The organism is Cellulophaga geojensis KL-A (assembly GCF_000568425.1).
Taxonomy (GTDB): Bacteria; Bacteroidota; Bacteroidia; order Flavobacteriales; family Flavobacteriaceae; genus Cellulophaga; species Cellulophaga lytica.
The window spans coordinates 63,371-89,743 of record NZ_ARZX01000017.1; the positions used below are offsets into that span (position 1 = coordinate 63,371).

A 26,373-nucleotide genomic window follows, 5' to 3' on the forward strand; every position below is an offset into this window, starting at 1 on the left:
TAAAGAAAAATTAAGGATTTTTACTGTGTTTAAATACGAAACAAAAATAAGTAACGTTATCACATAACAAAAGAATTTTTAAAGGTTAAATAGTAAATAGTATATTTGATCTTAATTTAAACCCAAAATGATGAAAAAGATAGTATTAGTATTATTTGTTGGCCTACTAGCATTTAACCTAAGTGCACAAGACAAAAAGGCTAAAATTGAATTTAAAACTGAAACTGTAGACTACGGAAAAGTTGAACGTGGTGGTAACGGTGTTAGAGTTTTTGAATTTACAAATACTGGAGATGCTCCTTTAATTATTAGCAAGGTAAACTCTAGCTGTGGATGTACTATTCCTAAAAAACCAAAAGAGCCTATTATGCCTGGTAAAACTGGTGTAATTGAAGTAAAATACGACACTAAAAGACCTGCAGGGCCTATTAGAAAAGCAATTACTGTTATTTCTAATGCAGAAACGCCAACTAAGGTTTTAAAAATAAAAGGTGAACTTGTAGAAGCTAAATCGGTAGCACAATAATTACAACACACCACAATAAACAAAAGGCACTCTATTTTTAGAGTGCCTTTTTTATTTAAATAAATTTTTAATACGCAAGTTAAAAAGTAGCCTTTCTCCTCTACGCTCTACTAGCACCACTACTTTTTTACCTGGCAAATCATCTACCATATGCGTTAACTCTTGTAGCTTATATTTGTGTGCTTCTTTTTTATTTACTTCTAATATAACATCTCCTATTTTTAAGCCAGCATCTTTAGCAGGACTCCCTTCTCTAAGGTTTGACACAACTATTTGCGGCACTAAGCTTATTACAACTTCATTATCATAACTAACAGTTACATTAGAAGCAAAACTATTATTACTTACATTACCAAGACCTTTTTTTGCATTTACCCTACTTTGTTTAATATAGCGCAAACCACCATGTTGTAAAGCCATACCACTAGTTCTAAACCAAAATGGCTTTTTGTAGTTAGAATTTTTTTTGAAAGAAACTTGTTTATTAGGATAGTCAAAAACCCAATTAAATCGTTTTAAGACTTCTCCTCCAACACTACCATTACGTTCTCCTTTTTTAGTTAAGTATTTTACAGAAATACTATCTGGAAAAGCTGTTTTTGTATCCTTAATAACATAACTTCCTAACTTAAACTGATCTATTTTGGTCCTTTTACCATATATATCTCCACTTAACCCTTTCCCTAAAAAATCTTCAAAATATTTATGCTGTATAGAAATACCTTTTATTTTATTCTCAAAAAGCCAAACAGCATCACTACTACCTGTATCTATAAGTAATTTAACAGGCACAGTATTTTTTTTAACTAGTGCTTTAGCCTCTATGTAAGCCTTTTTACGCTCTAAACTTAGTGGTAAGTATTCTATTTTCTTATTTTTAGATTGTTTATAATTTTTAGGGTTATGCACCTTAATAAAGGTATTTGTATAGTTAATTTCTACAATATGATTTTTAAAAAAGTCATACCCCAAAATTCCGTGTACAGGCATTCCTAATTTAGGAGAAAAGTTTAAGTCTTTATCTAAAACTATATATACCAATTGATTGGCATTCTTAAAAGAGTTTAGTTCTAATAAGTTTCCTGTAGATTTTAACGCTTTTATTGGCTCACCACCACCTAATCCTCTTATTGTAATTTCTGATACATTTTTAATATCTACAGAATCTTGATCAGCAAAATTAAACAGAATAGGCTTACTTACCCCAGTATCTAATATAAAGGTAAACTGAGCTCCATTAATTTTTGCTGGTAAAACAATAAGGTTATTTACTAGTTTAAACTTAATTTTCTCATACTTTTTACCTTCTGGCAACTCAAAAGTTTGAGCTCCAGAAACTATTGAAAAAAGCATACAAAAAATTAAAGCTTTTAGTTTCATTGGTACTGATTTTCAGCATATACCCATATAAAATACAAAAAAAAATGTTAACCTACTTAATTTATGGTCTTAAATAGATAAAAATTAAGCATTATGGTGTTGTTTTCTATGCTTGTATTTCTCATTTTTGCCTAAAATATTTTTTTATGCCATCAATTTCAACAAAAGGGCTAGCAATGCCAGAATCACCAATTCGTAAATTGGTACCTTATGCAGAAAACGCTAAGAAAAAAGGAATAAATGTTATTCACTTAAATATTGGTCAGCCAGATATTAAAACTCCCCAAGTAGCTTTAGATGCAGTAAAAAATAATACATTAGATGTTATTGCCTATAGCAGAACAGAGGGGTCTGAAACATATAGAGAAAAAATAGCTGCGTATTATAAAAAGCAGCATATTAATGTTACCGCACAAGAAATTATTGTAACAACTGGAGGCTCTGAAGCTTTAGCCTTTGTAATGGGTAGCATTGCTGATGCTGATGATGAAATTATTATACCAGAACCTTTTTATGCAAACTATAACGGTTTTGCAACTGCAGCTGGTGTACATGTTGTTCCTGTAGTATCTAAAATAGAAAATAACTTTGCATTACCACCTATAGAAGAATTTGAAAAATTAATAACTTCTAAAACTAAAGCAATTTTAATTTGTAACCCAGGCAATCCAACTGGTTATTTATACAGTAAAGAAGAAATAAAAAAACTAGCTGCAATTGTAAAAAAACACAATTTGTTTTTAATTGCAGATGAAGTATACAGAGAGTTTACATATGACGGTAAAGAGCACTACTCTATTTTACAGGAAGAAGGTTTAGAGGAAAATGCAATAATTGTAGATTCTGTTTCTAAAAGATATAGTATGTGTGGTGCTCGTATTGGGTGCCTTGTTTCTAAAAACAAAGAACTTGTAAAAACAGCTCTTAAATTTGCACAAGCAAGACTATCTCCGCCAACATATGCACAAATTGCTAGTGAAGCTGCTTTAGAAACACCTAATAGTTATTTTACAAATGTTATTGAAGAATATGTAGAACGCAGAAACATATTAATAACAGAATTAGAAAAAGTAAAAGGCGTACGTGTTGCTAAACCACAAGGAGCTTTTTATTGCATAGCAGAATTACCTATTAAAGACGCAGATAAATTTGCTCAGTGGCTTTTAGAAGATTTTAATATTAATAATGAAACTGTTATGGTTGCACCTGCTGCTGGCTTTTACGCTACAAAAGGTTTAGGCAAAAACCAAATAAGAATAGCATACGTTTTAGATAAAGAAAGCTTAAAAAGAGCCGTAAACATCTTAAAAGAAGCTTTAGCTGTATACCAAGATTAATGGTTATTAAAGAAAACATATCATTAAAGGAATACAATACATTTGGTATAGACGCTAAAGCATCATACTTCTGCGAGGTAACTTCCGTAGAAGAGTTAAAAGAAGCTGTAGCATTACCAAATTACCCAAACAAATTTATTATTAGTGGTGGTAGCAATATGCTTATTACCACTAATATTAATGCTTTGGTTATACACATTGCTATTAAAGGCATAAGCATTAGTAAAGAAGATAGTGCCAATGTATGGCTAAATGTTATGGCAGGTGAAAATTGGCATAATCTTGTACTTTGGTCTTTAGACCATAACTATGGCGGACTAGAAAATATGTCTCTAATACCAGGTAATACAGGTACTGCTCCTATACAAAACATTGGTGCATATGGCGTAGAACTAAAAGACTCCTTTGTAAGCTGTAATGCATTACATATAAAAAGCGGAGAAATACACAGCTTTACCAAAGAAGAATGTAAATTTGGCTACCGAGATTCTTTCTTTAAAAATGAAGGAAAAGGCAAATACATTATTACATCTGTAGTTTTAAAACTAACCAAAAAAGACCATAATTTAAAGGTATCTTATGGTGCAATAAAAACAGAACTACAAAAAAACAATATTACAAAACCTACTATTAAAGATGTTTCTGATGCTGTTATAGCTATTAGAAAAAGTAAACTGCCAAATCCGGCTGAAATTGGAAATAGCGGCAGCTTTTTTAAGAACCCAATAGTAGACAAATTAATTTTTGATAACTTTAGCCAAAATAACCCTGATGCTCCGTTTTACGCCCTGCCAGACAATACGTACAAAATACCAGCTGGCTGGCTTATAGAACAATGCGGATTTAAAGGAAAAAGATATGGAGATGCTGGCGTACACAAAAACCAAGCGCTAGTTTTAGTTAACTATGGTAATGCTACAGGAAATGAAATTCTTGAGCTATCAAAAAAAATACAAAATTCTGTTTTAGAGAAGTTTAACATTCAGATAGAAGCAGAAGTTAATATCATAAAATAACCCCTGAAACCAAAATGGAACAGGGGTTATACCAAACCAAACTAACCAAAAATAAGTGGCAGTAACCAGCTGCCTACTTAAGTTGTAAATATTTTAATTATCGCAATCATTTTTGTAATCTTGCGTTTAACTATATACGTTAGTAAATGTATATTTGGATGCCGCAGTGTAAAAAAAATTTACAGAAATAGCGTAACACAACTAGAATGAGTACACTACTTGAAAAACATATTGTAGAATTACTACAAGATAGAGATGAAAAAGCAATATCTTTATTGTACGACCATTATGGTGATACTTTATTTGGTGTGGCTAACAAAGTTGTTAGAGATGAAGACTTAGCACAGGACGTACTACAAGAAAGTTTTGTGAAAATTTGGAAAAAAGCAGACTCTTATGACTCCTCTAAGGCTAAACTATTTACGTGGTTATTTAGAATTACCCGTAATACAGCTATAGACAAACTTAGAAGTGTAAACACAAAATCAGATAAGGAAATCCAAATAGACGTTTCAGACGTATATAATTTAGGTACAGAAAGCACTAGACCAGAACTTATGGATGTTAAAGATAACTTACACAAGTTAGAGTCTAAATATAAAATTGTCCTTGAAGCCTTATTTTTTGAAGGGATGACCCAACAAGAGGCTAGCGAAGAATTAAATATTCCTTTAGGAACTATTAAGTCTAGATTAAAAATTGGACTAAGAGAATTAAAGAAAATATACGGTTCTACCGCATTAACAATACTTATATCATTTTTGTTATGACAGATAAAATAAAAAAATTCTTAGAATCAGATCTTCTAGAAAAGTATCTTTTAGATACTACAACTACAGAAGAAACGCTTAGGGTAGAGCGCTACATAGCTATGTACCCAGAGGTAAGCAAAACGTACAACGAGTTGCAAGAAAATTTAGAAATTTTTGCAAAACTACATGCTATTGATGCTCCAGATGGTTTAAAAAACAAAATTCTTGAAAGAGTAAAAGCAGAGAAAAAATCGCACAGTAAATTTTACAGGTACATTGCTATTGCTTGTTCATTAGCTTTTGTTTTTGCAGCTGCTTCTTTCTTCTTCTGGAATCAAAACAAATCGTTACAAGAAGAAAACACTATTGTTAACAATAAAATGAAGACTATTGAAAACAATATGAAACAACAATTAGAGGATGTTAGAAACCAATTTATTGTACTTAACAACCCTAAAACAAAAAGGTACAATGTAAAAGGCAACACAAAAGCTAAAGAATTAAAAGCTGTTGCTTACATTAACCCTGTTAAAAAATTATCATACATAAATGTAAAAAACATACCTAATTTACCAGAAGACCAATGTTTACAAATGTGGGCAGAAGTAGATGGTAAAATGATTAATATTGGTATAATTAAAGACATTACAGATAAAGACAAATTACTAGCATTACCTTACGGAGAAAATGCAATGGGTTATATTACAATAGAACCTAAAGGTGGTAACAAAACACCAACAGTAGAAAATATTGTAGCTAATATATCATACGCAAACTAACGTTAAAGTGTATACATATAAAAGCTATAATTAGTATCTTTGCTTAAAATTTAATTATGAAACTAGTTTTATTAACCATAGGCCTTCTTAGTCTTGGTTTTGCAGGAATTGCAATTAAAATTTGGGCAAAGAAAGATGGCAAATTTGCAGGGACGTGTGCTAGCCAAAGTCCTTTTTTAAATAAAGACGGACAAGCTTGCGGTATGTGCGGCAAACTACCTGCGGAGCAAGATTGCAAAATGGAGGCATCAACAGAAATACAATAGGCAAATGAAAATTTGCCTTTTTTTATGAAATTATCTGAAGAAGAACTTAACGCCAACTTAACCAAAGCTAAAGCAGGTAACCAAATTGCTTTTAGCAACCTTTTAGACGCCTTTTGGAACGATGTTTACGGCTTTTTACTTGTAAGAACCGAAAACGAAAACGACGCAGAAGACCTAACAATACAAACTTTCTCTAAAGCTTTTGATAAAATAAACACCTATGATGGTAACTACAAGTTTAAAACTTGGTTAATTACTATTGGTAAAAATTTACACGTAGATTTATTTAGAAAAAGAAAGCGTAGCGTACTTGAAAATATGAATTATGGCAATGATGATGTTATAAAAGTATTAGATGATGCACCTACCATAGAAGACCAATTAATAATAGAACAAAATTTAGCCAATCTTTTACAAGACATAAAAAAGCTAAAACCTGCTTACCAAAGAATTATAAACTTGCGTTATTTTAATGAATTAAGCTATGCAGATATTGCAACCGAGCTTAATGAACCTATAAATAGTGTAAAAGTAAAACTACTACGCGCAAAAAAACTACTTGCTCAAATTATAACAGCAAAACCAAAATCTTGACCTCTACTCTATTATAACTAACGCTATTTTGTTTGTATATTTGTACAAAATATTTTTATGAGTATTAACACTGTAGATAACGTAAAACCGCCTAAGGGAAAACCAAAATGGTTACGAGTAAAACTACCTACTGGTAAAAAGTACACACAGTTAAGAGGTTTAGTAGACAAATACAGCCTTAACACTATATGCACATCAGGTAGTTGTCCTAATATGGGAGAATGTTGGGGAGAAGGCACAGCTACATTTATGATTCTTGGTAACGTATGTACAAGATCATGCGGATTTTGCGGTGTAAAAACAGGAAGACCGGAAGATGTAGATTGGGAAGAACCAGAAAAAGTAGCACGTTCTATTAAAATAATGAGCATTAAACATGCTGTTATTACATCTGTAGACAGGGACGATTTAAAAGATATGGGATCTATTATATGGGCAGAAACTGTAAAGGCCATAAGAAGAATGAACCCAGAAACAACTTTAGAAACTCTTATTCCAGATTTTCAAGGAATAGGCACTCACCTAGACCGCATTATAGAAGTTGGTCCAGAAGTAGTTTCTCATAATATGGAAACTGTAAAAAGACTAACTAGAGAAGTGCGCATACAAGCTAAATACGAGAGAAGTTTAGATGTACTGCGTTATTTAAAGGATAACGGAGCCAGAAGAACTAAATCTGGTATTATGCTAGGCTTAGGAGAACAAGAAGAAGAGGTTATTAAGGTTATGGAAGACCTTAGAGCTGCAAATGTAGATGTTGTAACTATTGGCCAATACCTACAACCTTCTAAAAAACACCTTCCTGTAAAAGAGTTTATTTTACCTGAGCAATTTAAAAAATATGAAGAACTAGGACTAGAAATGGGTTTTAGACACGTAGAGAGTGGCGCACTGGTTCGCTCATCATACAAAGCACACAAACATATTAACTAATTTTAGCCTACATACAAGTAGCTAAAACTGCTTTTTATTAAGCATTATTTTTTCGTATTTAAAATGAAAAAAATAAACATTGGTATTAACGGTTTCGGCAGAATTGGCCGTACCTTATTTAGGTTATTAAACCAATACCCAAACTTAAATGTTGTAGCTATTAATGATTTGGCAGATGCTAAAACATTAGCTCACTTATTAAAGTATGATAGTGTACACGGTATTTTTAATGAAAATATATCTAATACAGAAAATACTATTGTAGTAAACGGTAACACTATAAATTTAACAAATGCTAGCACGCCTAAAGATATTCCTTGGCACAATAGCAATGTAGACTTAGTTATAGAGTCTTCAGGTAAATTTAAAACTCAAAAAGAGCTAAATTATCATTTAAAAAACGGAGCCAATAAGGTTATTTTATCAGTTCCGCCAGCAGATAATGCTATAAAAATGATAGTTTACGGCATAAATCATACAGACATAACAGCAGAAGACCACATTATATCTAATGCATCATGCACAACAAATAATGCGGCTCCTATGGTAAAAGTTATTAACGACTTATGTGGTATAGAGCAAGCGTATATTACAACCATACACTCTTACACTACAGATCAAAGTCTGCATGACCAGCCTCATAGAGATTTACGTAGAGCAAGAGCTGCAGGGCAATCTATAATACCAACTACAACTGGTGCTGCCAGAGCTTTAACTAAAATATTTCCAGAGTTAGCAGAAGTTATTGGAGGTTGTGGCATTAGAGTACCGGTGCCAAATGGCTCATTAACAGATATTACCTTTAATGTAAAAAAAGAAACCTCTATACAAGAAATAAACAACGCATTTAAGTACCACGCAGACAACAACTTAAAAAAAATACTGTATTACACCGAAGATCCTATTGTTTCTATTGATGTAAACAATAGTTCTTATTCTTGTACGTTTGATTCTCAGATGACTTCTGTTATTGGTAAAATGGTAAAGGTCATTGGTTGGTATGATAATGAGTCTGGATACAGCAGTAGAATTATTGACCTCATAAATTTGTTGGTTCAAAAAAAATATATTTGAAAAAAGTAAAACATAATCTAATATTTAAAACAGTACTTACTGCAATTTTTAGTTGCTTACTGTTTTCTTGTGCAATTGCTCAAGAATCTCCAACTGCGTTTAAAGATTTAGATTATTACTTTTCTGTTGCTCGTAAAAACAAAAATCAAAACAACATAAAATCTGCATTAGAGGCCATACAAAAAGCTGCCGATTACGCAGAAAAAAAAGAAGATGAAAAAGGGTTAATAGATTGTTTTCATAAATATGCATTTTTATATTTAGAACTAAACAATGTACCCAGATCTAAGTTTTATTGGGACAGAACAAGAGTTTTATTAAAAAACATAGCCTACCCATACGGCTCTAGTGAAAGCAAATATCTAGAGGCTATTTACTTATACTTAGATAAAAATAATTTTCAGGCCGAAGAAAAATTATCAGAAGCAAAACAACTAAGTAATGATCGTAATTTACTTAACCGTATAGTTTTAACCCAGGCTAACATCAACTTTCAAAAAACAAATTTTTTAAAAGCATCTAGATTTTACAATGCACTTGTTGTAAACTCAGATATTTATGAAAAAGATTACTTTACAACTCAAGGCTACCTAGGTTTAGCAAAAATTAATTCTTTTGACAATCCTGAAGATTGCATAAAATTTGGATTAGAAGCATTACCAATTGCTAAAAAAAATGGTTTTATAAATGAAATGCTAGAAATTAATACTCTAGTTGGCAAAGCTTATGAAGATATTAAAGACTACAACACAGCTTTAATTTTTAATAAAAACCTAATTCATTTAAAAGATTCATTATACGGTATAACCGCAAGTAAAGCCAGTGAAAGAACCGCAAATGATATACATATTGAAGGATTAGAGCAAGATGTAAAAACTTTATTAGATAAAAATTTAGAGCAAGAAGCATCTATAAATAGGTCTGAGAGCACAAATATTGTTGCTTTTGCCATTTTAGCTATCATTTCTTTATTGGCAATTTCATTATACAGAAACAATCAAATAAAAATTAAAACAAATAATTTACTACAAAAAACAAATAAAGAGTTAGAAATTGCTAAAGATGAAGCGGTTAAAGCTATGGAAGCTAAAACCAATTTTTTATCTACAGTAAGTCATGAACTACGTACACCATTATATGCAGTTACCGGTTTAACCAATTTACTATTAGAAGAAAACCCTACTGAAAATCAAAAAGAGCATTTAAAATCACTTAAATTTTCTGGAGATTACCTTTTAAATTTTATAAATGATATACTACAGGTTAACAAAATTGATGCTCAAAAATTAGAAACTTTACAAATTGAGTTTAGCCTAAGAAAAACTATAAAAGATGTTATAGATTCTCTACAACAAAGTGCAAAATCTAACAATACAAAACTTAATTTGGTCATAGACAAAAAAATATCTAGAGCCCATTTAGGAGACCCTATCAAAATATCACAAATACTAATAAATTTAATTGGTAACGCTATAAAATTCACCAAAAATGGCGAGGTTACTGTTACCATTAATGAGCTTAAAAAAGTTGAAGATATTTGTACTATTTATTTTGAAGTAAAGGATACTGGAATAGGAATATCTAATGAATTACAAGAAAATATTTTTGATAGTTTTGAACAAGGATCTATACAAATTAATAGAGAATACGGTGGTACAGGTCTTGGCTTAACAATTGTAAAAAACTTATTAAATTTATTTGGGAGCACTATACATTTAGAAAGCACAAAAGGAGTTGGCTCTATATTTAGCTTTGAAATAGAACTTGTTTGCAAAGACAAAGGCGCAAGTAATACTGAAGATGAGTACATACCACAAGAGTTTATTTTTGAAGGGTTAAAACTACTTATTGTAGAAGACAACAAAATAAACCAAGTAATTACTAAAAAAATGCTTTCTAAAAAAGGAATGGCTAGTGACATTGCTAATAATGGTACAGAAGCCATAGAGCTTGCCCAAAATAACACTTATGACGCTATTTTAATGGATATTCATATGCCAGGTATAAGTGGTGTAGAAGCTACTATTGAGATTAGAAAGTTTGACTCTGAAATTCCTATTATTGCACTTACCGCTATTTCTTTAGATGACAGTGTAGAGAATTTTTACGCGGCTGGTTGTGATGATATTGTTACCAAGCCTTTTAAACCAGATTACTTTTATCAAAAAATAGGAGAAAATATCTTCAATAAAAAAATTACCTAACAATATTTTTTATACTGTTTAATAGTTTTGTTTTTTCCTCATGTAATATTTGGTGCTGCACTTCTATATAACATAAATTACTTAACTTACCCTGCAGTCTTACAAAGTCCTTTTCTGTAGTTATTACAAATGGTTTACTTGCAAAGTTTGCTATTTCTGCATCTGTAAAAAAATGATGATCTTTATACGCTAAATGCTCAAAATCTAGCCCTTGTGTACTTAAAAAATTTACCAAAGGCTTAGGGTTTGCTATACCTGTAACTAAAGTTATCTTTTTATCTTTTAAATTGTTTATTGTTAACGGAGACTTATACCCTTTTAATGTAGTAGCATAACTTAATATTGCAAACAATAACTGCTGGTGTTTTTTAGGCTTAAGTTTTTGCTGTATCAATTGCTGTTCTTTTGCAGTTATAGCACCAGGACATTTAGTTACAATTATTACGTTAGCACGTTTTGCTTCGTTTTTAGCATCACGTAAATTGCCAGTTGGCAAATACCAATCATCTTTATATAGGTTACCGTATGCAGTAAGTAGTATAGAAAATGTTGGCTTAACTTTTCTATGCTGGTATGCATCATCCAACAAAATAATATCTGGCTTTATTTGCTTTTCTAAGGTTGCAATTCCGTTTCTACGGTTGCCATCTACAACCATTGTAACAGCAGGGTATTTCTTGTATATTTGATAAGGTTCATCTCCCAATTCTTCCACACTAGTTGTGCTGTTTGCTATTAATAAACCTTTAGATTTTCTTCCGTACCCCCTACTTAAAACAGCCAGTTTATATTGGTTTTGCAAGTTGTGTATTAACAACTCTATCATAGGTGTTTTTCCAGTACCACCAGCACTTAAATTACCTACGCAAATGGTTGGCGTTTTAAATGATACTGAAGAAAACACACCAACATTAAACAAATAATTACGCAAATAAACTACTAGTCCGTAGAGTAAAGAAAAAGGAAATGCTAATTTTCTGAGTAGTTGCATAAGAACGAAAGTAAATATTTTATCTTTGATATTCATAAAAGCAATCAAAAATGACTGTAAAAGATATTACAAACATTATTGAAGATTTTGCGCCGCTAAATTACGCAGAAGATTTTGATAATGTAGGCCTATTAATTGGTAACGCTAGCACAAAAGTTACTGGCGTATTGGTTACTTTAGACACATTAGAAAATGTTGTAGATGAGGCAATTGCTAAAAATTGTAATTTAATAGTAAGTTTTCATCCTATTATTTTTTCTGGTCTAAAAAAAATTACTGGTGCTAATTACGTAGAGCGTGTGGTTTTAAAAGCTATAAAAAATGATATTGCAATTTATAGTATGCACACTGCCTTAGACAATAGTAACAAAGGTGTAAATGCAAAAATTTGTGAAGTTTTAGGACTTACCAACACCAACATATTAATACCACAAAAAGGTACAATAAAAAAGTTAACTACTTACGCACCTAAAAACGAAGTTGACAAAATAAAAGAAGCATTATTTATTGCAGGAGCAGGTAATATTGGTAATTATAGCAACTGTAGTTTTACTACCGTAGGTATAGGCAGTTTTAAACCTAACCAAAATGCCAACCCAACAGTTGGCCAAATTGGCAAAACAGAAACTGATGAAGAAGTACAAATTAACGTAACTTTTGAAAAAGCAAAAGAAAAGCAAATTGTACAAACTTTACTAAAAAACCACTCTTATGAAGAGGTTGCCTATGAAATAACCACCCTAGAAAATACAAACCAAAATATTGGTATGGGAATGATTGGTGAACTAGAAAACGCCTTAAATGAGGTAGATTTTCTTAATGATCTTAAAAATAAAATGAATGTAGCGTGTATTAGGCACTCTAATTTATTAAATAAAAAAATAAAAAGAGTAGCTGTACTAGGCGGAAGCGGCTCTTTTGCAATAGCCGCCGCAAAGGCTGTAAACGCTGATGTTTTTATTACAGCTGACTTAAAATATCATCAATTTTACGAGGCAGAAAACAAAATATTACTAGCAGATATAGGACACTTTGAAACAGAGCAGTTTACAAAAAATCTTTTAGTAGAGATACTTACAAAAAAAATTCCTAATTTTGCAATCTCTTTATCGGAGAGTATTACAAATCCTATCAAGTATTTTTAAAAATATGGCAAAAAAGAAAGAAGCAACGGTAGAAGAAAAATTGAGAGCATTATATGACTTGCAATTAATTGATTCTAGAGTCGATGAGATAAGAAACGTTAGGGGTGAACTCCCGTTAGAAGTAGAAGATTTGGAAGATGAAGTTTTAGGACTTAAAACTAGATTGGACAAATTAAAAACTGATGTAGAAACAGTTAATTATGAAATAACAGCTAAGAAAAATTTAATTGAGGAATCTAAAGGCCTAATTAAAAAATATGCTGAACAACAAAAAAATGTAAGAAACAGCCGTGAGTTTAACTCTTTATCTAAAGAAGTTGAGTTCCAAGAATTAGAAATTCAATTGGCTGAAAAAAACATTAAAGAATTTAAAGCGCAAATAGAGCAAAAGAAGCAAGTTATTGCTGACACTAAAGAGCGTTTGGCTGCTAAGGAGTCTCACTTAAAACACAAAAAAGGTGAATTAAGCGAAATTTTAGCTGAAACTGAAAAAGAGGAAAAAGCCTTACTTAAAAAATCTGAAGATTTTCAAAATCAGATTGAAGAGCGTTTGGTAAAAGCTTATACTAGAATTAGAACCAATGTTAAAAATGGTTTAGCTGTTGTACCTATTGAAAGAGGTGCATCTGGAGGTTCTTTCTTTACTATACCACCACAAGTACAAGTAGAGATTGCTGCTCGTAAAAAAATTATTACAGATGAGCACAGTGGTAGAATTTTAGTAGACCCTGTATTAGCAGAAGAAGAAAATGAAAGAATGCAAAAAATGTTTTCTAAATTATAGAAATAGCATTTTATGATTATAAAAAAAGACCGCTAATTAGCGGTCTTTTTTTATTTAAGCAATTCTATTATTTTGTTGGTAACTTCTTCACTATCCCATTTTTCTTCAATATTAGGTAGTTGCATTATCTTTTTCATTATAGCTTCTTGCTCATCCCCTAACGCTAACGCTTCTGCGTACGGCCTGTTACTAAAGGTAACCCTAGAATATACAGGTAACCATTTTTCTGGGTATTCTGCCGCAAATTTTTTCTCTATCTTTTTTTGTAGTAAAAACATAGGATCTGCAGTTTTACTACTCATTTCTACAAAATTCCTGTAACTAAGCTCTGCAATAGCATCTGCATTTGGCTTACGCTCTTTTTCATACTCTTCAAAAGCAAGTGTCCAATTATCTGGATATTTTTTAAGCATATTTGCAAGCACATAAATATCTTCAAAACCAGCATTCATACCCTGACCATAAAAAGGCACAATAGCGTGCGCAGAATCGCCCACAAGCACTGCTTTGTCCCAATAAGTCCAAGGAAAGCATTTCATAGTTACCATTGCACTAGTTGGATTTTTAAAAAAATCTCCAATAAGGTTATCTAAATCTGGCATAACATTAGGAAAATGCGTAGAAAAGAAATCTTTAGCCTCTGCCTTGTTTGTAATACTCTCAAAAGATATATCTCCCTCAAAAGGCATAAAAAGCGTACAGGTAAAGCTACCATCTATATTTGGCATAGCTATTAACATAAACTTGCCACGTGGCCATATATGAAAAGAGTGCTTATCTAATTTATGTGTACCATCTTCATTTGGTAAAATAGACAACTCTTTGTAACCTACTTTTATAAATTCCTGCGAATAATCAAACCTACTACGTCTTTGCATTTTATGACGTACACGTGAAAACGCGCCATCACAACCAAAAACACAGTCAAACTTATACTCTTCCCAAACTCCTTTTTCTGTTTCTCCTGTATAAATTTTTGCCTCAGGTAAATCTACATCCCATACTTTTTCAGAAAAACGAAATTTTGTTCCTTCGGCCTCTGCCAAGTCTATCATTTTTCTATTTAAAAGCCCTCTAGATGTAGACCAAATTGCCTCATCATCTTTACCATATTTCTGGTAGTACAAAGGCACACCATCTACGTGCATTGCACGCTGGTACAACGGTATGGCTATTTTTTTAATTTCATCTTCTAAGCCTACTTGCTGCAATGCGTTCCAACCTCTATTGCTCATTGCTAGATTAATAGACCTTCCTGAGAATTCTACCGTACGTATATCTGGTCTTCTGTCAAAAACAGTAACTTTATGTCCTTCTTTTCTTAAATAAATAGCTAATAAAGAACCAACTAATCCGGAGCCAACTATGGCAATGTCTTTTGGAGATTGTGACATATTTTTTGTTATAAAGAGGTGATAACGAATGTTAAAGTTATGCAAACAAGCATCTAAGCAGTGCAAATAACTCGTATATAGTACACATCCGCGTTAAGCGTCTACATATAAAAAAGTCCTTCACAATTATATTTTTATGAAGGACTTTTTACTTTAGTAAACTTTATTCTAAAATTCCGTCTACAATTCCGTAGGCTACAGATTCTTCTGCATTCATCCAGTAATCTCTGTCAAAATCTTTCATCACTTTATCAAAGTCTTGACCACAATTATCTGCTAAGATTTTAGCACTTAACTCTCTAGTTTTTATAATTTCTTTTGCTTGTATTTCTATATTAGAAGCCTGGCCACCTGCGCCACCACTTGGTTGGTGAATCATTACCTGTGCGTGTGGTTGTATAAAACGTCTTCCTTTAGCACCAACAGAAAGTAATATAGACCCCATAGATGCTGCTAAACCAGTACAAACTGTAGAAACAGGACTTTTTAAAGACTTTATAGTATCATAAATAGCAAAACCAGATGTTACGTAACCTCCTGGGCTATTTATAACCAACTGTATTTCTTCATTTCCCTGTAAATCTAAATACAATAAACGATCTATAACGTGCTTTGCAGAGTCATCATTAACCATTCCCCACAAAAACACTTTTCTTTCATTCAACAATTTTTCATCAATTGCTTCTTGAACTTTACCTTTTTTTGAACTCATTGCCTAATTTCTTATTTACATCAAAAATAATCAATTTATTTATAAAGTACGTTGCTACGTTTCATCAATCTATAAAACATACTACAAAACATAGTATCTTTGTTAAAAAATTAAATCTTATGCGCAAAATATTCACTTTTATACTAGCTACAACTCTTTTTATTTCTTGTAAGGAAACTAAAAAAGAAGACGTTGTTACTCCTAAAGAAACACTTGAACCTGTAAAAAAAGAGCTTACAATTTTAGATTCTGTTGCTAATGCTCACGGATTTAAAAACTGGAAAAACATCACACAAATACAGTTTACTTTTAACGTAGACCGCGGGGAAAACCACTTTAACCGTAGCTGGAACTGGCGCACAAAAAGCAATGATGTTTTAGCCATTTCTGCAACAGATACGTTAGCTTACAATAGAGCTTCTATGGACTCTATTGCTAAAAAAACTAATGCTGGTTTTATTAATGACAAGTATTGGCTGCTAGCCCCATTTAATCTTGTTTGGGATAAAGACAATATTACATTTACAACTACCAAAAATGAAGAGGCACCAATTAGTAAAAAACCAATGCAAAAATTAACTATTGTATATGGTAATGATGGTGGTTACACTCCTGGTGATGCTTATGATTTTTATTTTGAAGACGATTATTTAATTAAAGAATGGGTGTACAGAAAAGCAAATGCAGCAGAACCGTCTATGAGTACTACTTGGGAAAATTATACAGAACAAAACGGATTAAAAATTGCCTTAGACCATAAGAATGCCGAAGGCAATTTTAAACTTTACTTTACAGATGTAAAAAGTATTAGCAAGTAATTAATTACTTTGTAAAATACCCTCTTTTAAAATTTGTCCAAAACGGTACATATCTTCAAAAGAACAGTAAAATGGTGCAGGAGCTAAACGTATTACGTTTGGCTCTCTCCAATCTGTTATTACTCCGTTTTTCATTAAATAATTAAACAACTCTTTTCCTTGCCCGTGTAACAATACAGACAATTGTGTACCTCTTTCTTTTGGTGTAATAATCTCAAAATTGGCTGTTTCTACTTCTTTATCTATTTCTTGCAAAACAAACTCTAAGTAAGCTACTATTACATTTCTCTTTTTAATTAAAGCTGGCATACCAACTTCTGCAAACATTTCTAAAGATGCTAAATAAGGAGCCATTGCCAAAACTGGTGGATTACTTACTTGCCAAGAGTCTGCAGTGTGGCTAGACTCAAATTCTGGCTTCATTAAAAAACGTGTTTCTTTTTTAGATCCCCACCAACCTTCTAGCCTAGGTATGCTATCATCTGCCAAATGTTTTTCATTAACATAAATACCAGATGCATTACCCGGACCACTATTTATATATTTGTAACTACACCATGATGCAAAATCTGCATTCCACTCATTTAATTTAAGTTCTATATTACCTGCTGCGTGTGCCAAGTCCCAACCTACAAAAGCACCAACATCTTTACCTGCCTTGGTTATAGTTTCCATATCAAAAACTTGTCCGTTGTAATAGTTTACACCACCAATTAATACAAGTGCAAGCTCATCTCCTACTTCGTTAATTTTAGCCACAACATCTTCTGTACGCCAAAAATGTTCTCCTTCTCGTTTTTTAACCTCAACTATAGTGTCTTTAGGGTTAAAACCGTGAAATTTAACCTGACTGGTTAACATATATTGGTCTGATGGAAATGCTTTTTCTTCGCAAATAATTTTAAACCTTTTAGCGGTAGGTCTGTAAAATGAAGCCATTAAAAAATGAAGATTTACAGTTAATGTATTCATTACACAAACTTCTTTAGTTTTTGCTCCTAATAATGTAGCCATTGGCGCTGCTAAACGCTCATGATAATCCCACCATGATTTTTCTGCATAAAAATGCCCTTCTACTCCAAGTTGTGCCCAATCTTGCATTACATCATCTACAAATTTTTGTGCTGTTTTTGGCTGTAACCCAAGAGAATTTCCTGTAAAATAAATAGCATCTTTACCATTAATTTTAGGAAAATAAAACTGATCTCTATATCCTTTTAAAGCATCATTAACATCTAATTCTTTGGCAAACTCTAAAGTATTTTTAAACTGCATCTATTTAATTTTTATTCAAAAATAAGAAATCAAAATAACTATTTTTGCAAAAACTTTTTTATGCATTTTTTATCATCATTACTAGAAAACTACATTACTAACAACTCTGAAAATGAACCTACAGTTTTAACAGAGCTTACTAGAGAAACTCATTTAAAAGTTATACAACCAAGAATGCTAACAGGGCATTTTCAAGGACGTGTACTTAGTATGTTGTCTAAAATTATATCTCCAGAAAATATATTAGAAATTGGTACTTACACAGGGTACTCTGCTATTTGTTTGGCAGAAGGCTTGCGTAAAAATGGTAAATTACACACTATAGATGTTAATGAAGAACTAAGCCATATACAACAAAAGTATTTTGAAAAAAGTGGTTTTGCAGATAAGATTGATGCGCATATTGGCGATGCCTTAGATATTATACCAACACTAGAGGTTACTTTTGATTTGGTTTTTATTGATGCAGAAAAAAAGAGCTATCCTAAATATTTTGAAGCTGCACTAGCCAAAACAAGACCTGGTGGTATTATTTTGTCTGATAATGTATTGTGGTCTGGTAAGGTAGTAGAACCACTAAGTCCAAAAGATATAACTACAAAAATATTACTAGACTACAATAAAGGTTTAAAGGATGATCCAAGGGTAGAGACCGTTTTATTACCAATTAGAGACGGACTTACACTAAGTAGGGTTTTGTAAGCTTTTTACTTAGTTTATAAAGCAAATAAGCAGAAACTGTACCTACTAAAGCACCTACAGCAATATCTAAAGGATAATGTACACCAACATATATTCTGCTCATACAAAACAGTAAAGGCCATATATAAGCAAAATAAACCCACTTATACTTATCTCTTAATACCAATACCACTATAGTTGTTAACGAAAATGATGATGATGCGTGCCCAGAGAAAAAACTAAAACCGTGAGCTTTGGTTACTACACGTATAAGGTTACTTAAAGTAGTATCACTACTTGGCCTTAACCTACCCACAAAATCTTTAGTTAAGTTGGTTAACAGCAATACAAATAAAAACACCAAAACTACGGTAGCAAAATCTACCAATGCTTGTTTTTTAGGGCGTTTGTAAAAAATTAGAATAAAAAATAGCAAGTATAATGGCACCCAGCTAGAAATATTGGTTACAAAGGACCAAAAAGAGTCATACTCTTCAATGCCAAGATTGTTTAGGTAAATAAAGATATCCCTATCCCATTGCAATAGTTTATCTAACATAAATTACTTTCTCTTAATAACGCCAGCAATATCTTCTACATCATCTTTTACCTTTGTAACACCATCTTTAATGTCTTTGGTAAAACTGGTATCTATACCTTGCTTTTCTGCGCTTTTAGTAATTTCTTGTTTAATATCTTCAGTAGCATCTTTAAGTTGACGCATACCTTTGCCTAAGCCCTTTGCAATGTCAGGAACTTTATCTGCGCCAAAGACCATCACTACAATAAACATAATGAAGAAAATTTCGCCTCCGCTAATAAATAAGATAAACGTTGAATACATATTACAAATATAATCAGAAGTTTTATTTGCACCATAAAAAAAGCCCCACATCTTGAATAATTAACAAGTGTGGAGCTTTCTATGTTTTTAGGACTGAAACTATTTCTTCAAATTCCCTTTAAATTTATCAAAACCAGACTTAGTTTCTTTAGCTGGCCAAGTATTGTTTGTTGTGTCTATATCTGCAGTTTCTGCTTTAGGATCTACAACTATACCTACTAGTTCTTTTTGAGAAGAAATTACTTTTTTAATTTCTTTGTCACTCATTCTCCAAACTTCTGCTGGGTAAGTAACATTTTCTTTAGAACCATCTGCGTATGTATACTCTACAATTAATGGCATTGGTATACCACCTGGCTTGTTAAAAGTAACCTCGTAAAAGAACTTTGGTTCTTTAACTGCTGCTCTTTCTGCAGGTGTTAAGTTATCCATCATATACTCTTTTAATGTAGTAGAAACATCAGATGGGTTTTTACCTTTTAAGCTAGCATCAAAATCTTCACTATCCATATCTGCTAAGAAAACCATTGGAGGCAAGTCACTCATTTTTAAGTTTCTTTGCTCCATAATATCTCTAATTTGCTTAGGTGGCTTGTTAGATACTTGGTATTTTTTAACTCCTTTAACTCCCATATCTACGTAATCTGTAGTATAGAACCAACCTCTCCAGTAGTAATCTAAATCTACTGCAGACGCATCTTCCATAGTACGGAAGAAATCTTCTGGTGTAGGGTGTTTAAACATCCAACGGTGAGAGTATGTTTTAAAAGCATGATCAAACAATTCTCTACCCATTACAGTTTCTCTTAAAATATTTAAGGCTGTAGCTGGTTTACCGTAAGCGTTTGCTCCTAATTGGTACACGTTTTCTGGGTTAGACATTATTGGAGCCATAAAGTTTTGGTCTCCTGCCATGTAAGGTACAATTTTAGATGGCTCACCTCTTCTAGATGGGTATTTAGCATTTGGTGCAATAGCTTCTGGGTATGCTTCTCCAAACTCTTGCTCTGCCATATACTGCATAAAAGTATCTAAACCTTCATCCATCCAACCCCACTGACGCTCATCTGAGTTTACAATCATAGGGAAAAAGTTGTGACCAACTTCATGAATAATAACACTAATCATTCCGTATTTTGTACGGTCTGAGTATTCTCCTTTTTCATTTGGTCTTCCGTAGTTCCAGCAAATCATTGGGTATTCCATACCTTGTTGTTTTGCATGTACAGATATTGCCTTAGGGTAAGGATAATCAAAAGTATGATTAGAGTAAGAACGTAAAGTATGCGCTACTGCTTTAGTAGAGTACTCTTCCCATAATGGGTTACCTTCTTTAGGGTATAAAGAAACTGCCATTGCTGTTTTACCACTTGGCAATTTAACATTTTGCATATCCCAAATAAATTTACGAGATGTTGCAAAACCGTAATCTCTAACGTTTTTAGCTACAAACTTCCATGTTTTTTTATCTTTAGAAAAACCTTTTTCTGCAGCTTCCGCTTCTTTTTGTGTTACAATAACTACTGGCTTATCAAAAGATTTTTTAGCCTTATCATAACGCTTCATCATTTCTTTAGAGAAAACCTCTTTTCTGTTTTGTAACACTCCTGTAGCATCTAAAACATGATCTGCAGGTACGGTAATGTTTACTTCGTAATCACCAAAAGGAAGTGCAAATTCTCCACTACCCCAAAATTGGTGGTTTTGCCATCCTTCTACATCATTATAAACAGCCATTCTTGGGAAAAACTGTGCTATAACATATGCTCTGTTTCCATCTTTTTCAAAAAACTCATAACCAGATCTAGCTCTGCTTACTGTATGGTCTGGTATATTGTACCACCATTTAATAGAAAAAGAAACCTCACTTTTACTTTTTAATGGTGTAGGTAAGTCTACACGCATCATAGTTTGGTTAATTGTATATGGTAAATCTTTACCATTTGCATCTTTTACATGCTGAATTTTAAATCCACCATCAAATTCTGCACCTTTCATATGAGATCCGGCAAATTGCCCAACTGGCATTGCTCCTTGTAAAGCAGAACTGTTTCTTAAGGCTGATTTATTTCCTTTTTCACGTACGTTCTGGTCTAACTGAACCCATAAAAATTCTAAATCGTCTGGTGAGTTGTTTACGTAAGTAATAGTTTCCTCACCGTATATTTTTGCGTTTTTATCATCCAACTCAATATCCATTTTGTAGTTGGCTTGTTGCTGGTAATAATCTGGTCCTGGTGCTCCTGAAGCAGATCTGTACGTGTTTGGAGTTGAGAACTCCTGGTACATTTGTCTAAATTTACTTTGGTTGGTGTGGCCAGCTTGTTTTTCTGTTTGTTCTTGTGCTTGTACCATTACAGTGGCAAACAAAAATAGAACAGCAGCTAAATAGTAGTTAATTTTGTTCATTTTCTATTGTTTTAAGTAGGCGAAAATTAACACTTTTTTAGCGATTTGTTAAAGCAGTTCTAAAACTTTAACATTCCTTTATTATTTACACGGGTTAACACTACACTTTTTTTATTTTTTAAGAATTTAAGATGCACAATATTCTTTTGTTCTTCATAAATATCTGTTAGCACTGTACTCTCTACTTCTACCGTTTTTAAATCTTTATCATATATGTTCTGCACTTCTAAATAAAGTACCATATTGTCTGTATCATACTCTTTACCCAAATATGTAATTTCTACTTCTTCTCCGTTTACGTAAATATGAAACTTTTGTTTTACATATTTTTTAATGTAATCTTCTGCTAAGGGATTCTCGTTTTTAGTTGCCAAGTTAGATTTTATACCATAACGTTGTTTTAAAAGCTCATCAAAATCATCTATGAACACTCTAGATGTAATTTGCAAAGTATGCTCTTTATCAGAATATTTTACACTAGTTACACTCACATAATATTTATGTATGGCAACAAAAGCAAAAAGGGGTAACAACAATAATAAAAATCTTTTTTTAAGCATAATATGTAATTTACAATTACCAAAAGTAAGCAATTGGCGTGCCAAATATATAGTGTAGTTATTTATTTTATAGGGTTATGTTTTTATTTTTTTGATCTAAATTCTACGCTCATTTTACGTAAGTAAGCCCAAATTTTTAACTGGTCTTTGGTATTTATTACAGCCTGAAAATCATCTTTAAACTCACAGTACCACATAAACAAGTCTATCTTATCCTTTTCTATCTTTAATTCATTTACAAATAAAGAGTCGGCATAATATCTTTTAACGCGCATAGTTTTCTGGTATCTATGGTTACGCTCTACTCTTTTCTTTAATAATTTGGTTTGTCCATTTATTGCATTTATTAACGATAAAATTGGTCCGCCAGACATTGATGAGTACAGTGCACGTTCATCTGAAGATAGTATTTTTACATTTTGATTAGGTAAACCAAGTGTTCTGCCAGTAACTACTGGTTTTAAAGGTAAATTATTTAAATCTGTAGATAAGTCTCCAGACAAGTTAAAGGGCTTTACTACAACTTCATTTAAGGTTGTTACAGACTCGTATAAAGGCACTATATAGTTGTTAGTTTTTAACATAGTTTCTGTAACAACTACAACTTTATTTGCAAACTGGACTGCAGAAAACTCTAAGGTATCTTTTACACGAACTGGAATAGAAAAATAGCCATTTAAATTGGTTATTGTTCCTTTTTCTGTAGTTCTGTTTAATACATACACACCAACAACTTCTTCTGTAGTACTAGTTACAGTACCTTTTAAGTCTACCTGCTTTTGCTGTGCCACAGTAGTAAAAGTGATAAAAACTAAAATACTAAAAAGTAATAATTTACTCATTACTCATCATTTAACACTAAAAATGTTTTACTTTTCATTTTAAAAAAAGCCTTTATAATTATTTCACTAGTTTGCTTAGAAAAGGCATCAAAATCTTCATCTTGCTCACAATACAAAACAAACTCTTGTACTCTATGCTCTGGTATTTTTAGTTCTTTAACAAAAGTAGAATCTAAGTAGTTTTTATATAGAAATTGACCTGCTTTATAGCGTTTGTTACGCATTGCTCTTGCTTTGTACTTGGCTGTATTACCTAACAAATAGTTTAAAATAGGATCTATACTAAAAACAGTATCACTTGGAGACCAATTTGTTGCTGTATCATACGCCCTTTCATCAATATCTAAAAGTTTTACATCTGCCCCTGGCAACCCTAATTTTTTAGCTGTAATTAATGTTCTATTATCTAAAACAACCTCATCTAACTCTTCTAAGGTTTCATCTAAATTAATGATGAAGGTATTGTAGTCTAATATTTTTTTTGTGATGATAATTTCTCTGTTTTTAAACTGTACTGCAGAAATAAACAATGTATCATGCAAACTAACTGGCACAGAAAAATCTCCGTTTGGGTTGGTAATAGTAGCCTTTTTTTTAGACCTGTTTAACACATACACACCAACAACTTCTTGTTTACTGCTTACTACACGACCTTTTAATGTTTCAACTTTTTTGTTTTGTGCTATGTTTATTTGACTTAGCATAATAAAAAACAATAATAGTTGAAAACGTGTCATATCTACCTTATTTAAATTTTAAAAACAATTCGCTTTTTTGCCTTAAAAAATCCCAAACAACAAGTTCATTTTTATTCTCTGTTATTCCTTTAAATCTTGGGTCGTACTCGCAATACAACATAAACTCCTCTATTCTGCTTGCAGGTATTTTTAAATTTTTAGAAAAAATAGAGTCTACAAACCTAGTCCTAAGCTCTTTACTACGCGCGTACATATCATCTCTTTTAATACGGTCTTTCAACATTTTTGTACGTCCGCTTAAAAAGTTTAATAACGGATCTAGGCTTAAGTAATTATCTCCGTTATTAGCCGCAAACAATTCTCTTTTTGCCAATGGCAAAACTTCTACATCTGCATTAGGCAAGCCCAAACTTTTGGCTGTTATTAAAGTTCTATTATCTAAAACAACTTCATTTAACTCCTCTAAGGTTTCATCTAAGTTTACCAAAAAGGATTTATAATCTAGTATTTTTTGAGTAACAACAATCTTTTTATTTTTAAACTGAACGGCAGAAAACATTATAGTATCTTTTAAACTAACCGGAATAGAAAAATTTCCGGTTTTGGATGTAATTGTTCCCTTATTGGTTGTTTTGTTTAGCACATAAACCCCAACTACATCTTGTGTATTACTTACAATACGCCCTTTTAATGTTTCTATTTTTGTTTGTGCGCTTGTGTTTTGCGCTGTAACAAGTAAAAGCAATAAAGTGCATATGTATTTCATAAATATATAGGGTAAGTTATTTATTATCTTGTTTAGCTATTTTAAGCTCTTTATCTTCTTTTAAAAAAGCAATGCTTTTGCGTGTTAAAAAGTCCCAAATAATAAAACTATTTTTTTCTTTTGCAATAGAGTTAAACTCACTGTCATACTCACAATACAGCATAAACTCTTCTATACGGTTTTTAGGAATATTAAGGTCTTTTACAAAAACAGAATCTGCGTAAGAGTTTCGCATTTGCTGACTTTCTAAGTATTTCCTATCTCTTGCCACACGCTTTTTTAGCATTTTAGTGCGCCCGCTAATTGCATTTAGCAACTTATTTACGTTAACACTTAATCCTCCAAACATTGGTCCGTGATCTGCATCATGTAGTAAACGCTCACTCTGTGGTAACACTACAGCATCTGCATTTGGCAAACCTAAACTTTTGGCAGTTACAAAGGTTCTGTTATCTAAAACAACCTCATTTAACTCTTCTAAAGTTTCCTCTAAATAAACAATGTTATTTTTTTTTGCCAATATAGCTTTAGTAACTATAAGTTGTTTCTTTTTAAACTGTACTGCAGAAAATAATAACGTATCTTTTTCCTTAGCTGGCATTACAAAATAACCATTAGCATTAGTTATAGTTGCTTGCCCGCTAGTGGTATTTATAACATAAACACCATTAACCTCTTGAGTGTTACTTACAACTGCACCTTTAACAGACTTGTAATAGACTTGTTGTGCATTTGCGTAAAAACATACACTTAAAAAGCTTAAAAAAAGTATATATCTCCTCAAACTTTATAGCTTTTTATATTCTTTGCTATGGGTAACTAAAAAATCTATAAGCTGAAATTCATTTGACTTTTTAAGCAATGTTTGTGATGGTATTTTGTCATCACAATACTGTAAAAAATTATCTATTTTATCTTGTGGTATTCCTAAATCTTTAACAAAAAAATCATCTTCATAAACCTGTCTTAATACTCTACTAAGCTTAATTTCTGGCACCTTAGCATTAGGATCTTTTTTCTTTTTAGACTTAGTTAATGCTTTAAAAATATTTACAAAATTTATACCATTTTCCATACCACGTTCTATTTGAGACTGTGCTATGTTAGTAACAGTTGTTGTACGGTCTATTTCGTATTCTACTTCTTTAAATTCTTCGTTTTTAAGCTCTACAAACTTTTCTTGATCTTCAGGACTAACCACAACCTCATCTAACTCTGTAACTTTTTCATTTACATCTACTACTAATCTGTTTTTCTTTAAAATATCTTCAGTAATAAAAACAATTTTTATTTGGTAATTAAAAGATGTAAACACCAATTGGTCTCCTATTTTCACATTAATTTCAAAGTCCCCATCTTTATCTGTTAATGTTGCATCTTCTGCAGTTACATTAATAACGTCTAAGTTAGGTACATTTATATCTCTATAAATTACGGTTCCGCGTAAAAGTGTTCTATCATTTTCTTGGGCAAATAAAGACACTGTGGTAAGTAATAAAAAAAGTGCTAGTAAATTGTTTTTCATAAAGGTTAGTTTTAAGCCCCAGAAAATAGTTTTCTAAGTTTCTTTTAAATATAATGAAATGCAATTTA

General features: G+C 31.9%; 28 protein-coding genes. 14 read left to right on the top strand and 14 right to left on the bottom strand.

What is annotated here, in order from left to right:
* Positions 1–127 precede the first annotated feature (127 nt).
* Positions 128–526, top strand: coding sequence for a DUF1573 domain-containing protein (locus KLA_RS12635; protein WP_013620163.1), 399 nt, complete (start codon positions 128–130; stop codon positions 524–526).
* Between the two features lie 51 nt (positions 527–577).
* Here KLA_RS12635 and KLA_RS12640 read toward each other — a convergent pair whose 3' ends face one another.
* Positions 578–1,906 carry an aspartyl protease family protein gene (locus KLA_RS12640; protein ID WP_034646255.1) on the bottom strand — a complete coding sequence of 443 codons (1,329 nt, stop codon included), beginning with the start codon at positions 1,904–1,906 and terminating at the stop codon, positions 578–580.
* A gap of 146 nt (positions 1,907–2,052) precedes the next feature.
* Between KLA_RS12640 and KLA_RS12645 the strand changes: the two genes are divergently transcribed.
* The 9 genes from KLA_RS12645 (at position 2,053) to KLA_RS12685 (ending at position 10,861) form a co-directional block, all read left to right on the top strand.
* Positions 2,053–3,243 carry a pyridoxal phosphate-dependent aminotransferase gene (locus KLA_RS12645; protein WP_013620165.1) on the top strand — a complete coding sequence of 397 codons (1,191 nt, stop codon included), beginning with the start codon at positions 2,053–2,055 and terminating at the stop codon, positions 3,241–3,243.
* Complete coding sequence (gene murB, locus KLA_RS12650; RefSeq protein ID WP_034646256.1) at positions 3,243–4,259, top strand: UDP-N-acetylmuramate dehydrogenase; 1,017 nt, start codon at positions 3,243–3,245, stop codon at positions 4,257–4,259. The genes KLA_RS12645 and murB overlap by 1 nt, the downstream gene beginning before the upstream one ends.
* A 206-nt stretch (positions 4,260–4,465) precedes the next feature.
* Positions 4,466–5,029, top strand: a complete 564-nt coding sequence (locus KLA_RS12655; RefSeq protein WP_013620167.1) for an RNA polymerase sigma factor — start codon at positions 4,466–4,468, stop codon at positions 5,027–5,029.
* Positions 5,026–5,790, top strand: a complete 765-nt coding sequence (locus KLA_RS12660) for an anti-sigma factor (protein ID WP_013620168.1) — start codon at positions 5,026–5,028, stop codon at positions 5,788–5,790. Before KLA_RS12655 ends, KLA_RS12660 begins: the two co-directional genes overlap by 4 nt.
* Positions 5,791–5,846: 56 nt before the next feature.
* The gene (locus KLA_RS12665) at positions 5,847–6,056 is read left to right on the top strand and encodes a hypothetical protein (protein WP_013620169.1); all 210 of its coding nucleotides are present in this window, start codon (positions 5,847–5,849) and stop codon (positions 6,054–6,056) included.
* Between the two features lie 24 nt (positions 6,057–6,080).
* Positions 6,081–6,650, top strand: a complete 570-nt coding sequence (locus KLA_RS12670; protein WP_013620170.1) for an RNA polymerase sigma factor — start codon at positions 6,081–6,083, stop codon at positions 6,648–6,650.
* A 57-nt stretch (positions 6,651–6,707) separates the two neighbouring features.
* Complete coding sequence (gene lipA, locus KLA_RS12675; protein WP_013620171.1) at positions 6,708–7,583, top strand: lipoyl synthase; 876 nt, start codon at positions 6,708–6,710, stop codon at positions 7,581–7,583.
* Positions 7,584–7,646: 63 nt separating this feature from the next.
* Positions 7,647–8,657, top strand: coding sequence for a type I glyceraldehyde-3-phosphate dehydrogenase (gene gap / locus KLA_RS12680; protein WP_013620172.1), 1,011 nt, complete (start codon positions 7,647–7,649; stop codon positions 8,655–8,657).
* Positions 8,654–10,861, top strand: a complete 2,208-nt coding sequence (locus KLA_RS12685; RefSeq protein WP_034646257.1) for an ATP-binding protein — start codon at positions 8,654–8,656, stop codon at positions 10,859–10,861. The genes gap and KLA_RS12685 overlap by 4 nt, the downstream gene beginning before the upstream one ends.
* Here KLA_RS12685 and lpxK read toward each other — a convergent pair.
* On the bottom strand, positions 10,854–11,852 hold the full coding sequence (gene lpxK, locus KLA_RS12690) for a tetraacyldisaccharide 4'-kinase (RefSeq protein WP_034646258.1): 999 nt from the start codon (positions 11,850–11,852) through the stop codon (positions 10,854–10,856). The two genes, KLA_RS12685 and lpxK, sit on opposite strands and share 8 nt — an antisense overlap.
* A 50-nt stretch (positions 11,853–11,902) precedes the next feature.
* Here lpxK and KLA_RS12695 point away from each other — a divergent pair, with 50 nt between their 5' ends.
* Together KLA_RS12695 and KLA_RS12700 are read left to right on the top strand one after the other, a co-directional pair.
* Positions 11,903–12,997: a Nif3-like dinuclear metal center hexameric protein gene (locus tag KLA_RS12695; protein ID WP_034646259.1), complete on the top strand. Its 1,095-nt coding sequence runs from the start codon at positions 11,903–11,905 to the stop codon at positions 12,995–12,997.
* A 4-nt stretch (positions 12,998–13,001) separates the two neighbouring features.
* Positions 13,002–13,781, top strand: coding sequence for a zinc ribbon domain-containing protein (locus tag KLA_RS12700; RefSeq protein WP_013620176.1), 780 nt, complete (start codon positions 13,002–13,004; stop codon positions 13,779–13,781).
* Between the two features lie 50 nt (positions 13,782–13,831).
* Here the strand turns inward: KLA_RS12700 and KLA_RS12705 are convergent, their stop codons facing one another.
* Together KLA_RS12705 and KLA_RS12710 are read right to left on the bottom strand one after the other, a co-directional pair.
* A complete protein-coding gene (locus KLA_RS12705) occupies positions 13,832–15,175 on the bottom strand; it encodes an FAD-dependent oxidoreductase (protein WP_034646261.1) in 1,344 nt (447 codons plus the stop codon).
* 163 nt (positions 15,176–15,338) lie between these two features.
* On the bottom strand, positions 15,339–15,887 hold the full coding sequence (locus KLA_RS12710; protein WP_013620178.1) for a ClpP family protease: 549 nt from the start codon (positions 15,885–15,887) through the stop codon (positions 15,339–15,341).
* Between the two features lie 119 nt (positions 15,888–16,006).
* On the opposite strand from KLA_RS12710, the gene KLA_RS12715 reads away from it, so the two are divergent.
* Positions 16,007–16,705 (top strand): hypothetical protein, encoded by a 699-nt coding sequence (locus KLA_RS12715; RefSeq protein ID WP_034646262.1) that lies wholly within the window; start codon positions 16,007–16,009, stop codon positions 16,703–16,705.
* On the opposite strand, the gene kynU is transcribed toward KLA_RS12715, so the two are convergent.
* Positions 16,706–17,980: a kynureninase gene (gene kynU / locus KLA_RS12720; protein WP_034646263.1), complete on the bottom strand. Its 1,275-nt coding sequence runs from the start codon at positions 17,978–17,980 to the stop codon at positions 16,706–16,708.
* Between the two features lie 60 nt (positions 17,981–18,040).
* Here kynU and KLA_RS12725 point away from each other — a divergent pair, with 60 nt between their 5' ends.
* Entirely contained in the window at positions 18,041–18,682 is a 642-nt protein-coding gene (locus KLA_RS12725; RefSeq protein WP_034646264.1) for an O-methyltransferase, read from the top strand.
* Here the strand turns inward: KLA_RS12725 and KLA_RS12730 are convergent.
* The 9 genes from KLA_RS12730 to KLA_RS12770 form a co-directional block, all read right to left on the bottom strand.
* Complete coding sequence (locus KLA_RS12730) at positions 18,660–19,220, bottom strand: phosphatase PAP2 family protein (protein WP_013620182.1); 561 nt, start codon at positions 19,218–19,220, stop codon at positions 18,660–18,662. The genes KLA_RS12725 and KLA_RS12730 overlap by 23 nt on opposite strands.
* 3 nt (positions 19,221–19,223) lie before the next feature.
* Positions 19,224–19,505, bottom strand: a complete 282-nt coding sequence (locus KLA_RS12735) for a twin-arginine translocase TatA/TatE family subunit (RefSeq protein WP_034646275.1) — start codon at positions 19,503–19,505, stop codon at positions 19,224–19,226.
* A 99-nt stretch (positions 19,506–19,604) separates the two neighbouring features.
* Positions 19,605–21,914, bottom strand: a complete 2,310-nt coding sequence (locus KLA_RS12740; protein ID WP_013620184.1) for a M1 family metallopeptidase — start codon at positions 21,912–21,914, stop codon at positions 19,605–19,607.
* A 59-nt stretch (positions 21,915–21,973) separates the two neighbouring features.
* Positions 21,974–22,474: a DUF6702 family protein gene (locus KLA_RS12745; protein ID WP_034646277.1), complete on the bottom strand. Its 501-nt coding sequence runs from the start codon at positions 22,472–22,474 to the stop codon at positions 21,974–21,976.
* An 83-nt stretch (positions 22,475–22,557) separates the two neighbouring features.
* Complete coding sequence (locus tag KLA_RS12750) at positions 22,558–23,316, bottom strand: carboxypeptidase-like regulatory domain-containing protein (RefSeq protein ID WP_034646265.1); 759 nt, start codon at positions 23,314–23,316, stop codon at positions 22,558–22,560.
* Complete coding sequence (locus KLA_RS12755; RefSeq protein WP_034646266.1) at positions 23,316–24,053, bottom strand: carboxypeptidase-like regulatory domain-containing protein; 738 nt, start codon at positions 24,051–24,053, stop codon at positions 23,316–23,318. Before KLA_RS12755 ends, KLA_RS12750 begins: the two co-directional genes overlap by 1 nt.
* Positions 24,054–24,060: 7 nt before the next feature.
* Complete coding sequence (locus KLA_RS12760) at positions 24,061–24,780, bottom strand: carboxypeptidase-like regulatory domain-containing protein (protein ID WP_051456105.1); 720 nt, start codon at positions 24,778–24,780, stop codon at positions 24,061–24,063.
* A 16-nt stretch (positions 24,781–24,796) separates the two neighbouring features.
* On the bottom strand, positions 24,797–25,564 hold the full coding sequence (locus KLA_RS12765; RefSeq protein WP_051456106.1) for a carboxypeptidase-like regulatory domain-containing protein: 768 nt from the start codon (positions 25,562–25,564) through the stop codon (positions 24,797–24,799).
* Between the two features lie 3 nt (positions 25,565–25,567).
* Positions 25,568–26,305: a hypothetical protein gene (locus KLA_RS12770; protein ID WP_013620190.1), complete on the bottom strand. Its 738-nt coding sequence runs from the start codon at positions 26,303–26,305 to the stop codon at positions 25,568–25,570.
* Between the last annotated feature and the right edge of the window lie 68 nt (positions 26,306–26,373).

Bases quoted from the DNA above. Each gene is read 5' to 3' on its own strand.
- KLA_RS12635 (WP_013620163.1), top strand. From the start codon at position 128: ATGATGAAAAAGATAGTATTAGTATTATTTGTTGGCCTACTAGCATTT.
- KLA_RS12640 (WP_034646255.1), bottom strand. From the start codon at position 1,906: ATGAAACTAAAAGCTTTAATTTTTTGTATGCTTTTTTCAATAGTTTCT.
- KLA_RS12645 (WP_013620165.1), top strand. From the start codon at position 2,053: ATGCCATCAATTTCAACAAAAGGGCTAGCAATGCCAGAATCACCAATT.
- murB (WP_034646256.1), top strand. From the start codon at position 3,243: ATGGTTATTAAAGAAAACATATCATTAAAGGAATACAATACATTTGGT.
- KLA_RS12655 (WP_013620167.1), top strand. From the start codon at position 4,466: ATGAGTACACTACTTGAAAAACATATTGTAGAATTACTACAAGATAGA.
- KLA_RS12660 (WP_013620168.1), top strand. From the start codon at position 5,026: ATGACAGATAAAATAAAAAAATTCTTAGAATCAGATCTTCTAGAAAAG.
- KLA_RS12665 (WP_013620169.1), top strand. From the start codon at position 5,847: ATGAAACTAGTTTTATTAACCATAGGCCTTCTTAGTCTTGGTTTTGCA.
- KLA_RS12670 (WP_013620170.1), top strand. From the start codon at position 6,081: ATGAAATTATCTGAAGAAGAACTTAACGCCAACTTAACCAAAGCTAAA.
- lipA (WP_013620171.1), top strand. From the start codon at position 6,708: ATGAGTATTAACACTGTAGATAACGTAAAACCGCCTAAGGGAAAACCA.
- gap (WP_013620172.1), top strand. From the start codon at position 7,647: ATGAAAAAAATAAACATTGGTATTAACGGTTTCGGCAGAATTGGCCGT.
- lpxK (WP_034646258.1), bottom strand. From the start codon at position 11,852: ATGCAACTACTCAGAAAATTAGCATTTCCTTTTTCTTTACTCTACGGA.
- KLA_RS12695 (WP_034646259.1), top strand. From the start codon at position 11,903: ATGACTGTAAAAGATATTACAAACATTATTGAAGATTTTGCGCCGCTA.
- KLA_RS12700 (WP_013620176.1), top strand. From the start codon at position 13,002: ATGGCAAAAAAGAAAGAAGCAACGGTAGAAGAAAAATTGAGAGCATTA.
- KLA_RS12705 (WP_034646261.1), bottom strand. From the start codon at position 15,175: ATGTCACAATCTCCAAAAGACATTGCCATAGTTGGCTCCGGATTAGTT.
- KLA_RS12710 (WP_013620178.1), bottom strand. From the start codon at position 15,887: ATGAGTTCAAAAAAAGGTAAAGTTCAAGAAGCAATTGATGAAAAATTG.
- KLA_RS12715 (WP_034646262.1), top strand. From the start codon at position 16,007: ATGCGCAAAATATTCACTTTTATACTAGCTACAACTCTTTTTATTTCT.
- kynU (WP_034646263.1), bottom strand. From the start codon at position 17,980: ATGCAGTTTAAAAATACTTTAGAGTTTGCCAAAGAATTAGATGTTAAT.
- KLA_RS12725 (WP_034646264.1), top strand. From the start codon at position 18,041: ATGCATTTTTTATCATCATTACTAGAAAACTACATTACTAACAACTCT.
- KLA_RS12730 (WP_013620182.1), bottom strand. From the start codon at position 19,220: ATGTTAGATAAACTATTGCAATGGGATAGGGATATCTTTATTTACCTA.
- KLA_RS12735 (WP_034646275.1), bottom strand. From the start codon at position 19,505: ATGTATTCAACGTTTATCTTATTTATTAGCGGAGGCGAAATTTTCTTC.
- KLA_RS12740 (WP_013620184.1), bottom strand. From the start codon at position 21,914: ATGAACAAAATTAACTACTATTTAGCTGCTGTTCTATTTTTGTTTGCC.
- KLA_RS12745 (WP_034646277.1), bottom strand. From the start codon at position 22,474: ATGCTTAAAAAAAGATTTTTATTATTGTTGTTACCCCTTTTTGCTTTT.
- KLA_RS12750 (WP_034646265.1), bottom strand. From the start codon at position 23,316: ATGAGTAAATTATTACTTTTTAGTATTTTAGTTTTTATCACTTTTACT.
- KLA_RS12755 (WP_034646266.1), bottom strand. From the start codon at position 24,053: ATGACACGTTTTCAACTATTATTGTTTTTTATTATGCTAAGTCAAATA.
- KLA_RS12760 (WP_051456105.1), bottom strand. From the start codon at position 24,780: ATGAAATACATATGCACTTTATTGCTTTTACTTGTTACAGCGCAAAAC.
- KLA_RS12770 (WP_013620190.1), bottom strand. From the start codon at position 26,305: ATGAAAAACAATTTACTAGCACTTTTTTTATTACTTACCACAGTGTCT.